The sequence below is a fragment of the Tenacibaculum sp. SG-28 genome (assembly GCF_002954385.1).
Taxonomy (GTDB): domain Bacteria; phylum Bacteroidota; class Bacteroidia; order Flavobacteriales; family Flavobacteriaceae; genus Polaribacter.
On sequence record NZ_MQVY01000007.1, the window covers coordinates 5187 to 13286 of the forward strand.

An 8100-nucleotide genomic window follows, 5' to 3' on the forward strand; every position below is an offset into this window, starting at 1 on the left:
TTCGGAATTTTCTCAGGTTCGTATTTGTTTACTAATTTAATCGCTAAACCACGCAACTAACCATACCCAAACCGTTGCCAACAAGTTAAAAAACTGTATGAATAAAATAATAATAGGGCTGATTTTGATAATTGGTTCAATGAATCAAATATTTGGACAAAGCCTACGAGAAGGACAGAAACGATGGAGTTCTGAACAAAAATTAACAATTGATGATTTTAAAATCAAAATCAGCGATGAAAATAATGATGCTGTTTATAGTCAATTCATGATTTCACACGCAATTGGTGGATTTGACTTTATGAAACGAAATCTGAATCAAAAAATAGAAAATATCTTTCTTGGAAATGCCTCTTGGATTGACACAACAAAAGTTGCTGAAATTCAAAAGCAAATTGATTTTCAACAGATACAGTTTGACCTTGCCGAAATACACGCAAGAAAATTTAGAAAACGAGCGCTAGAGAATAAGAAAAAAATTGCAAAAGGATTTGGTGTAATAAGCCAAATCAACAGCGAAATTATGACTAAATTTTCAGAGAGTCGTTTAAAATTGATGAAGGAAACCGAAGGTGGACAAAATGGAGAAAAAATTGAGGAATGGAAAGAAAAAATTGCGACTGAATTAAAGGGGTTGTATGAGTTTCGTTACGAAAATAAAAAGAAAATAAAACTGAATAAATAAAACCAGTTGGCAACAATGTGTATAATTCATTGCTAGTTAGACCCTACTTACAAATGTCCTCGCTAACTTTCCGTCTGTGATTTATTTACTATTTTAGTGCTTAAACACGCAACGAAATCATACACTAGACCGTTAGCAACAAGTAAAACTGAAACATAAAATGAAAAATAAAATTAAGTTTTTTATGATAAGTTATTTAATATTTCTATTTGTAGGAATTATATCTTGTGAAGACGAATGCGGACCATCTCCAAATAAATTTAAAATTTCTTCATTTAATTCAGAAATACTTTCAATAGAAATTATTAATGAAAATTATCAAATAAAATTATCAGATATAGAAAATAACTCTGTTTTATTTAGTGAATTTTCTATAAGACTTAATGCTGCATATAAATCTTATTATGCAAGTAATGGAATAATGAAAAATATTTTTGTTACGAGCGCATATGCTTGTGATCAAGCCCCACCAACAACTGATGAAAAGATAACTAATATTGAAATATTTGCTAATAAAGACTTTAATTCAGTGAATGAAGCAGGGAAAAATATTAGTCATTTGTTTGATGTTTTAGTATTAGAGTTTTTTAATGGTTTTCCCTATTATGAAAAATTTGACTTGAAAGAATATATAAATTCAAATCCTAGTACAGCAAATGAATTGATTTTTATTTTAAAAGAAGCTCCTGAACAAACATCAAGCTTTCAATTTGAAATTAAATATTATCAAAATGGAATTGATTTAAATAATTATAATTTTGTAACCAATGAGGTTGAAATTAGGAAAAATTAAAAACCTGTTGCTAACATAGTATAAAATTAATTGCTAATTTTTACCAATTTACGAAAGTCTGTGAAGACTTTATATTTGGTTTATATTTACCAAACCTCATTACGTAAACGCGCAACTAATCTTATACAACAACGTTGTAACACATTTTCCAAAACTGCGTCAAATAGACTATGAAGTTTAAAATGTCAGAATATCCAAGTTCATATTTAGCAATTGAATTTAATGAAACCGAAAAACTAATTACTGAAAAAGGAAGTTTAATTTACTGTGACGGAGAGTACTCTTTTGAAAATAAAATCGAGGCTAAAAACTATAAAAACTGGATTGCTAAAATATTCGGAGGAAAAAGTTTAACATATAATATTTATACAGCAAAAGAAAATCTGAAAATGGCTTTATCAACCAAAGACAATTCTGAAATTTTTAGTATTGATATTACTGAAGAAAACCCAATTTTATTTGAGCCAAATTTACATTTTGCGAGAACAATCGATTTAGAAATTAAATTAGAAAAAAAAGATTGGAAAAGCACATTAAATGATAGATTGAAATTAAAAACTAATGGAAATGGCAAACTGTTTCTGAAAGGTTATGGGAAAATTATTGAACAGGAAATTAATTCTGAAAAACCCATATTCATCGATGAAGATGCTTTAATTGCATTTGAAGACAAACTGGAAATTAAAACCATTTCAAGAGGAGTAAAAGAGCTTATAACAAGTGGAGAAGGTTTCTTATTTGCTATATCTGGAAAAGGAAAAGTTTGGATTCAAACAAGAGAAAAGGGAGAACATTCAAGTAGTGGTGGTATTATAGACGGAATTTTCAACTTTATGAAATAAAAATCGTGTTACAACAAAGTGTATAAAACATAGCTAATAAGTACTAAATAAAAGGTTCTGTGCTTACTTACAAGTCCGCCAAATTTTTAATTTACTCACTTTAACTTTATTTAATTTAAAGGTGTTCGTGACTTGAAAAATTGGCTTTTAAAAAGATAAAAATTAAAAACAAAATATAAAAATTCGGCTTTGTGTTAATCCAAAATGTAAGTGTCTTTTTGCACGCTACGTTTCATACACAGAACGTTACAGACAATTCAAACCAAACTTATGAGAATAATAGTTATAATTGGAATTTTACTATTCGCAAGCTGTAAAAATGAAAAGGAAAAGACTGAAATATTAAATCAGGAAAGTAATGATTTTGAAATGTACGACAAGCTTGTGAGGAGCGGAATGTTACATTATAAAGATAATGAATATGAACTGGCTCTATTTAATTTTCACGATGCTTTTAAAATCATTCCTAACGAATTAACGAATCACTATTTTTATGCTGCGGCGTCTGCATTACATTTAGGTCAAGATGATAAAGCTGAACAACTTTTAATTAATGCAATCGAAAAAACAAATGCCTCGGAAAGTTACTTTTTGAGATTTGAGGAATTTAATAATTTTAGAAATAAAGAATTATTTAAAAAAATTGAGAACGAGTACGATATGCACAAAAAAGTCTTCTTTGACAATCTCGAAAATCCAGAGATTTACTATGAAATTGAGGATTTGATAACAAAAGACCAAGAGGTACGAACAGGAGATTATTCGACAGAGGAAATGCAAAAAGTTGACTCTTTAAATATTACACGTCTGATTGAAATAAATAAGGAATATGGTTGGCAAGAAAAGCAATGGTTGCTTCTTTGGCATCATCGACGAATACATCGTGATGACAATTACATATGGAACTACTTCAGACCTTACATAAACGAAAAAATAGAAAAAGGCGAATTAAGGAAAGACTTTTGGGCAAGGTTCGACGATGAAAAATCTATGTTCAGCGAAAAAGGCACACAAATTTATGGAACGTATTGGTATAACTACGAACAATTCCCGATTGAAAATATTGACATAGTCGATAGCTTGAGAAATAATGTTGGATTGCCACCTTTAGCCTATTTGAAAAAAGTTTACGGAATAGTTCCACCAAAAGAATACGATAAAGAACTGCCTGTAACACTATATATAAAAAAATAGCGGATTAAGCGATTGACAGTAAGTTGATTTTTTTTTAACTTAAAGTCCTTTACAACTCGAAATGTTAGTCTTAAAATCCCGCTACTTTTCATATAAGAGAACCGTTGTACATAATGATGAAAAAACTGAATTGCATATCAATTTTCTTTCTGATTTTAATCTGTATTTCGTGTAAAAACGAAAAAAATAACGGATTGAACTCAAATACGAAATATGAATTAAAAACAGATTCTATTAATGCTTACAACGAATTGGCTAATTCTGATAAAAAAGAAACGTTTACGATTTCGGAGTATAATACCGACAATTCAGAAGTTGAAAATATAAAAAGACCTGAAAAAACAATCATACGAAATTTAGAAATTGACACAACTCAAGCATTTGGAATTTGGACTCAAAACCCAGACGGACCTCATGCTGACTTTTGGTTGACTTCTGAATCATTTTATGTAGCAGACTATGACGGAGATGGAGCGATGCCATATATTTTGGACGAAAACAAAATCACGATTTTTTACAACGATTTTGTTCAAAAAGGAATAATTACGTCAACAAAAAACGACACATTAAAAATCAAATGGTCTGACTTTGATGTAGAAACCAAATATGTAAAATTTGAAAACTAAAAAATCACTATGTACAACAAAACCTAAACTGCATTAAAACGCAGTTTAGCCAAACCGTTGTAGCCAATTAGAACGAACACAATAAATAATGACCAGAGTACTAATAATCGTAATTATACTGAATCAATCATTGAATTGTTTCGCACAAAAACCAACAAATGAACTGAGAGCTAAAATTGATTCAATTGCAAATCCATATATAAAGCAATACTCAATTGTGGGAATGTCTATTGGAATTGTTGATGATACAGAGAGTTATACGATTAATTACGGTAGCACCTCGAATAAAGATGGGTTTTCAGTCACGGATAGTACAATGTTTCATATAGCCTCAATTACGAAAGTTTTTACGGCAACTGCTATAATGCAGTTTGTAGAACAAGGGAAACTTTCTTTAGACGATAAACTTGTTGACATTTTACCAGACTTTAAACTAAAAAGCAAAGAATACGATAAGATTACAATTAAACATTTACTTACGCATACTTCAGGCTTGCCATGGACAAATAAGCAAACAAATCTGCCTAATGACAGCACTTCGATTCCACTTTTTATCAAAGGCTTACAAAAGATTAAATTGAATTTTAAGCCTGGAGCAAAATTTTCGGGGGATACATACAGTAATATTGGATTTGATTTATTGGGAATAGTTGTTCAGAAAATTTCCAACCAACCTTTTCACGAATACATTTATCACAATGTTCTTTCCAAGGTTGATATAAACCAGGCAACTTACTTCTATGAAGAAATAGATTCTTCAAGATTAGCTCTTCCCCAAGTTGTTGCAGGAACATCAAAAAGAATCGAGAGATTTAATCTTTACCGAATAGACGACAAGAAAAATCCAATACTGAACGGTCAGCCTTTGGAATTAAGAAACTATGAAACCATGGGGAACCATATATTGACAATCCAACAGGTAATTTAATTACAACCTCTACTGAATTAAATAAGTGGACAAAGTATTTGATTCAATTAAATAATGGAACTTCAAATAACTCAGAAAATATAATAGAAAGAAAGACTTTAAAACATATGTGGACGGCTACTGAAGCTATTCCTGAATATAAAATTTCACTGGGCTTAACTTGGTGGATTTTTGACAACTCTGATTTGGGTAGATACATTTGTCATTTTGGAAATAATCCAGGATTTTGTTCAATTCTGTTTATCTTTCCTGATCAGAATTTTGGAATAAATATATTGTGTAATGGGATGTTTGCGCAAGAGGCTGTGTATAACCAAATTCCACTTGAAATAGCAGGCTTAATAATGAAAAAATAACTGGCTACAACAAAAAATATAAATAATAGGCTTGTACCTCACCTACTATTCATATTTAAACCGTTCTACGCAATTTGAAACATCAATCAAAAATTAATGAGACAAATAATTATAATACTTACTGTTCTATTTAATTTTTCTTCTGCCAGCTCACAAGAAAGCAATATCGATAGAACCAAAGTTCGAGAAGACTTTAATCAAATTATTGAAAATATCAAGAATTTGTATGTCTATTTAGACGATAAGGAGTTAAATATGAATTGTATCGAGGAAAAATATGTAGCAAAAATTGATACTCTCAAAAATCAAGCGGATGTAATACTTTTCTTTGAATACTTGCTAAATGAATTTTATGACAGTCACATATCTCTGAGCACAAATATTAGAGAATCATATCGCTTATCAGCACCAATATATATTGAACTTAAAAACGGAAAGGCATTCATCAAAAATGTATGGCAAACCCAAATAAATAATTTAGACGAAAATATTCTTGGCGCTGAAATATTGAAATTTAACGGAGTAGATTTCATTAAAAAAATTGATGATTTCCCTTCAATTTGTAATGACAAAACTTTGCCAGAAGTTAGAAATTGGATAGCTAACAAAATTGTTTCAGGAAAGTATAGTGAACCAAGACTATTAAGCTTAAAAGTGGAAGATGGTCAGAATGTTCAATTAGACTTAGATAAATTGAACTTCAAGAAAGAGAGTGATCTTTTAAGTTATAGAATTGAAAATGGAATTGGTATAATTCGTATTAATAACTCATTAGGAAATAGCAACCTTATAAGCGAATTTGATAAGACTTTAGACAGCTTATTTTACACAAAAGGATTAATTATAGATTTACGAAATACCAACAATGGAGGTAATACATATGTAGGAAAAGGAATTATGGGAAGGTTTACCGACAAAGAACTTCCTTATCAAAAACATATGTATGTCGAGTCTTACGATAATCAACCTAAAATAGTAAGGAGTTGGTTTGAACTTGTTAGCCCAAGAGGTAATCAATACCAAAAACCTGTCATTGTTCTTGTTGGACGATGGACTGGTAGTATGGGTGAAGGTATAGCTATAGGCTTTGATGCAATGGAAAGAGCTGAAATAGTGGGTACAGAAATGAAAAGACTGGCTGGTTCTGACTTTGATTTTCGATTTGAAAATCAAGATTTTGGTTACAAATTGATTTTGCAGAAATTATATCATATTAATGGAAATCCACGCGAATTATATGTTCCAACAAACTATGTGAAACAATCAACAATCAAAAAGGACGAAGTGCTTGAAAAGGGAACTGAATTAATTAATAAAATGGTTAAATAGAAAACTGCGTAGAACAACGTGTATAATTAATGGCTAGTTCTAGCATACTTACAAAAGACCTCTAGGACTTTCTATTTGGTTTTTATTTGCTAAATTAGGTTCTTATAATCACCACTAATCATACACAAATACGTTGACAAACATTGTAAATTGAAAAAAGAATAAATGGGATTTGGATTTAATCTTGGAATGATTTTCATAATACTTCCTCTAACTTTTTTACTGTTTTTAGTTGGAGCTTTAACCGAAAAAAGAGTTTTTTTTAAAGCTATTGGTTGTATTTGGATACCAATATTTTGTTTAATCGGACTTTCATTAATTGCGGGTATATTGCCAGATACAAGTGTTTTAGAAAAAGAAGATTATTATGGTGAATATATAATTGACCGAAATTTCTTTAGAGGAAAACAAGCGGATTGGCAATACAATCGCTATAAAATGGAAATTACTGAAAAAGACTCAATTTTTCTATATACTATGGAAAACGGAAGGATAGTTTTTGTAAATAAAGGTACAATCTCTACAGTAAAGCCATTTAATTCTGAAAGACTTGTCCTAAAAATGAGTGAACCTAATCATCATATTACAGAAACAAATCCAACTACCTACAGGAAAAGTTGGTGGAATTTTTATTTAGTTTTTAAATCTAAAAAGTTTCATAATATGTATTTTAGAAAAGGAAAATGGGAAAAAATTACGAACTGAATAAAACGATTTGCCAACACCACCTAAACTGCATTAAAACGCAGCTTAGTTAAAACGTTGTGTGCAATTTGAAAAACGAAAAGTTTGAGAAATAAATTACTGATTTTATTGACCATAATTTCTCTCAATTCTTGCCAAATGAATTGGTATGGAGATATAGATTTAGGCTCTGACTTTTACTATATGGTTGAACCAGCTTTTAACAGTATTGTAATTCCAGTAAATCCAGACGAACCCTATAAATCCAGTATCTACATAATAAAGGACATTGAAAGTGTTGGATTTAATAAAAACTATATTCTTGCGACTTCAAAAAATGAAGATGAAATAAAATATTGGCGGATTGACAAAAATGCGGAATCAAAAGAATTAGGTTACAAGGATAACTCGATAATGGAATTATCAAATGTTTCGGAAATCAATTCAGCGGAATTTAATCAAATAAAGACAACCCAAAACATCAATCTGAAAACCAAATCGGAATACCGAAAAGAACTGAATTATGAATAAAAAACTGCACACAACAATGTATAACTGCAATTACGGCGGATTCGACTACGTCCGAATCCACTCGGAATTGCGAGCGTCAGTGCTTAACCGTAAAACAATAACTTTAAACCCGTAACTGACGGTTATACGAGA

Annotated in this window: 10 protein-coding genes; all 10 read left to right on the forward strand. The window is 30.2% G+C overall.

Going from position 1 to position 8100, the window contains the following annotated elements; genetic code table 11:
• Positions 1-97: 97 nt before the first annotated feature.
• The 10 genes from BSU00_RS12300 (at position 98) to BSU00_RS12345 (ending at position 7968) form a co-directional block, all read left to right on the forward strand.
• Positions 98-685, forward strand: a complete 588-nt coding sequence (locus BSU00_RS12300) for a hypothetical protein (protein WP_105004645.1) — start codon at positions 98-100, stop codon at positions 683-685.
• Between the two features lie 160 nt (positions 686-845).
• On the forward strand, positions 846-1478 hold the full coding sequence (locus BSU00_RS12305) for a hypothetical protein (protein ID WP_105004646.1): 633 nt from the start codon (positions 846-848) through the stop codon (positions 1476-1478).
• Between the two features lie 182 nt (positions 1479-1660).
• Positions 1661-2320 carry an AIM24 family protein gene (locus tag BSU00_RS12310; RefSeq protein ID WP_233188736.1) on the forward strand — a complete coding sequence of 220 codons (660 nt, stop codon included), beginning with the start codon at positions 1661-1663 and terminating at the stop codon, positions 2318-2320.
• Positions 2321-2590: 270 nt separating this feature from the next.
• Positions 2591-3514, forward strand: a complete 924-nt coding sequence (locus tag BSU00_RS12315; protein ID WP_105004648.1) for a hypothetical protein — start codon at positions 2591-2593, stop codon at positions 3512-3514.
• Positions 3515-3708: 194 nt separating this feature from the next.
• A complete protein-coding gene (locus BSU00_RS12320; protein WP_146104858.1) occupies positions 3709-4140 on the forward strand; it encodes a hypothetical protein in 432 nt (143 codons plus the stop codon).
• Between the two features lie 88 nt (positions 4141-4228).
• Positions 4229-5068: a serine hydrolase gene (locus BSU00_RS13750; protein ID WP_105004650.1), complete on the forward strand. Its 840-nt coding sequence runs from the start codon at positions 4229-4231 to the stop codon at positions 5066-5068.
• Complete coding sequence (locus BSU00_RS13755) at positions 5068-5424, forward strand: serine hydrolase (protein WP_255402354.1); 357 nt, start codon at positions 5068-5070, stop codon at positions 5422-5424. Before BSU00_RS13750 ends, BSU00_RS13755 begins: the two co-directional genes overlap by 1 nt.
• A gap of 96 nt (positions 5425-5520) precedes the next feature.
• The gene (locus tag BSU00_RS12335; RefSeq protein ID WP_105004652.1) at positions 5521-6753 is read left to right on the forward strand and encodes a S41 family peptidase; all 1233 of its coding nucleotides are present in this window, start codon (positions 5521-5523) and stop codon (positions 6751-6753) included.
• Positions 6754-6918: 165 nt separating this feature from the next.
• Positions 6919-7458 (forward strand): hypothetical protein, encoded by a 540-nt coding sequence (locus BSU00_RS12340; RefSeq protein WP_105004653.1) that lies wholly within the window; start codon positions 6919-6921, stop codon positions 7456-7458.
• Between the two features lie 138 nt (positions 7459-7596).
• Positions 7597-7968, forward strand: a complete 372-nt coding sequence (locus tag BSU00_RS12345; protein WP_105004654.1) for a hypothetical protein — start codon at positions 7597-7599, stop codon at positions 7966-7968.
• The last annotated feature ends 132 nt before the right edge of the window (positions 7969-8100 follow it).